Here is a 2,640-nt window from a genome sequence, read left to right as displayed (position 1 = left end):
TCAGGGCACAGCCCAGGCCCATCATCCACAGCGTGAGAGTCATGGCTGCGCGGCGGCCGTGGCGGTCGGCATAGGAGCCGATCAGCATGCCGCCCACGGGGCGCATCAGGAACCCCACGCCGAAGGTAGCGGTGGTCAACAGCAATTGACCGTAGCCCGAGGCGGCCGGAAAGAACAGCGGGCCGAGCACCAGCATCAGGAAAGTGAAAACGGTGAAGTCGAAGAATTCGAGTGCGTTACCGATAGTGGTGCCGGCGATGACGCGTCGGCGCATGGACGGCGTATGTAGTGCGTTGGTCGCAGCCGCTGCGATTGCGATAGACATGGTTTCCCCTGGTGTCTGTTTGAGGAGAGGCCGATCCGTGATTCCGGGCCTTGGGTCTCTCCCCGGAGGGCACTATACGGATGCCCTTAGATAAGAAAAAGACAGAAAATTTGTTTTGGTGAACACTTTTTTATATAGTGCGTCCCCTCCTTTTTTGAACCATCTTTTCCCTGCGGAATCATCAGAGATCAATTACCAGATGGTCCGTGCGTGCCCGAGAGCAGCACGGAAGAAACTGGTCGTTGCTCGCCTTTTCCTTGTCGCTGAGGTATGCGTCGCGGTGATCTGGAACACCCTCGACAATGCGGGTCAAACAGGAGCCGCAGATGCCTTGTTCGCAAGTGGTGGGAACCTCGACACCGGCAGATCGCAGCGCGGCCAGGGCGGTCTGGCCGGACGCGACCGGAATGCATAGGCCGGAACGCGTGAGTACGAGTTCGAATGGAGGCGAGTCGTCTGTAGAGGGTTCGATCGCGAGGGCGTCGCCGGCAGTCGAATGGATGGATTGGACCTTGACTTGCATTGCATATGCCTCGGACTGCGTGGGCCGGGTGGCTCTCAGGTTGTTGTGGCCTGCCTCTGGCCGTGCAGCGTCCATTCGCGCTGCAACTTGTCGTCGCGCAGATGGTCGCGCGGCCGAGTCTCGGGCATGGCCATGAATGTGTCGGAGGTGACGGCGCCGATGTCTTGAAGCGGCTTGTACGCCGTTGATTCTTGCCAGGCGGCGGTAGCCTGGGGAGTAGGCCAGTGGGTAATCAGCAAATAGAAGACGCCGCCGGTTTCCGGCGTACAGTCTTTGGGGCCGATAAGTTGGTAGGGGCGCGCTTCGTACTCGCCGGTCAGGGTTTCAAAGGGGGAGGCGCCAACGTCGGTCATACGCGCCAGGATTTCTTTCAAGGCGTGGAGCTGCGCGTCGGAAAGGGGGCTGGGGACGACCAGACGAGTTTCGGTCATGACTTTTCCAGTCATGGTTTCGCTCGGCGCGGGTTCGCGCCATTTGCGTATGTAGACCGCCGTCCACCAACGGTCGTACGCCGCCTTCTGCGCGGCTTTATGCCGCGGGTGGTTATGCCAAGCGTCCATTTGTTCGGCGCTGGCGAAGCGCACACCTACGTACCGCCAGGCCGAATCGAGGATCTCTCCGCCATACGCTGATTCAAAGCCATCCTGGCTGACCCCGATGGGATGCAACGCGTCATGGAAGCGGGCGTAACCGTCTTCCTTGCCGGGAGCGATTTTGAAGCCGCTTTCCAGTACGGTTCGCGTGGACTGCATTGCTGGTGTTGTCATTTGATCCTCGACAGTGAAGGGCGCTTCAGCGTTTTTGGGGGGTTACGCTACTTGTGGGTCGATATCGTCATGCGTGCGGTCGTCTATCCAGAACAGCACCAACGTTGAAATTGCGGTTGTCACCATCAGGAACCATGCTGGAGACATGGGGTTGGCGGTGACATGCAACAACCAGGTCACGAAGAATTGCGCGAAGCCGCCGAACACGGAGATGCCTAGTCCGTACACCACCGACATGCCGGTCGTACGCACGGATTTGGGGAAGAGTTCAGGCAGCATCGTGAATGCAGGCGCCGACTGGAGGGCCACCAATAGAGCGAAGGCCGCGGTGAGCAGCATCAACCGTTCGGTGCTGGGCGCAGCCATCAGCCAATGGAAGCCTGGCAACAGGATGGCGAGCGTCGTGACGCGGGACCAGAAGATCACGCGCTTGCGGCCGTAGCGGTCGGCCAGCATGCCGATGAACGGGGCGCCGGCAAAGCCGAGGGCGCCGAATACGACACTGGCCGATAACGTGGACGTGGCGGGCAAACCCAGTTCCCGGTGGGCATAGGTGGGAATGTAGAAGTTGAGGATCTGCGTGCTGACCATGCCGCCGATTACCAGCAGAATGCCCTTGAGTACGCTCGCTTTATGCTCGGTGAATATCCGACGCAGGGGCTGATGCGTGGCGGCGCGAGGCAAGGCCTGGATGTGCGCCGGGTTGGCGGCCGTATGCTCGACTGTCAGGGTTTCTTCCAGGTTGCGGCGTATGTAGGCGCCTACGGGCACGGTCAGGATGCCGATCACGAACGGCACGCGCCAGCCCCAGGCTTGCATCTGCTCAGTGGTCAGTCCCATGGTCAGCAGCATCACGACAACTGCGCCGAGCGTGACGCCGAGGGCCTGGCTGCCGTATTGCCAGCTGGAATAGAAGCCACGCTTGCCTCGCGGCGCGTGTTCGACCAGCAGGGTGGTCGAGGCTCCGACCTCGCCGCCGGCGGCGAAGCCCTGGATCAGGCGGGCCAGCACCATCATGACCGGGC

Annotated in this window: 3 protein-coding genes and 1 pseudogene; all 4 read right to left on the bottom strand. The window is 61.0% G+C overall.

Features of this window, described 5'->3' with window-relative positions; translation table 11 throughout:
- Window positions 1-325: pseudogene (locus WBB14_RS04170) on the bottom strand (MFS transporter); the annotation flags it as partial.
- Window positions 326-506: 181 nt separating this feature from the next.
- The gene (locus tag WBB14_RS04165) at window positions 507-848 is read right to left on the bottom strand and encodes a 2Fe-2S iron-sulfur cluster-binding protein (RefSeq protein ID WP_424238691.1); all 342 of its coding nucleotides are present in this window, start codon (window positions 846-848) and stop codon (window positions 507-509) included.
- A 35-nt stretch (window positions 849-883) separates the two neighbouring features.
- A complete protein-coding gene (locus WBB14_RS04160) occupies window positions 884-1,615 on the bottom strand; it encodes a hypothetical protein (RefSeq protein WP_424238690.1) in 732 nt (243 codons plus the stop codon).
- A gap of 42 nt (window positions 1,616-1,657) precedes the next feature.
- On the bottom strand, window positions 1,658-2,640 hold a 983-nt coding region (locus WBB14_RS04155), incomplete at its 5' end, for an MFS transporter (RefSeq protein ID WP_424238689.1).

The sequence above is a fragment of the Achromobacter sp. genome (assembly GCF_049647645.1).
Taxonomy (GTDB): Bacteria; Pseudomonadota; Gammaproteobacteria; order Burkholderiales; family Burkholderiaceae_B; genus Achromobacter.
The sequence above is the reverse complement of the archived record's forward strand: the minus strand, read 5'-3'. Positions and strand labels throughout refer to the sequence as shown.

What these genes read in the sequence shown, in the direction of transcription:
- WBB14_RS04165 (WP_424238691.1), bottom strand. Translation starts at nt 848, where the DNA reads ATGCAAGTCAAGGTCCAATCCATCCATTCGACTGCCGGCGACGCCCTC.
- WBB14_RS04160 (WP_424238690.1), bottom strand. Translation starts at nt 1,615, where the DNA reads ATGACAACACCAGCAATGCAGTCCACGCGAACCGTACTGGAAAGCGGC.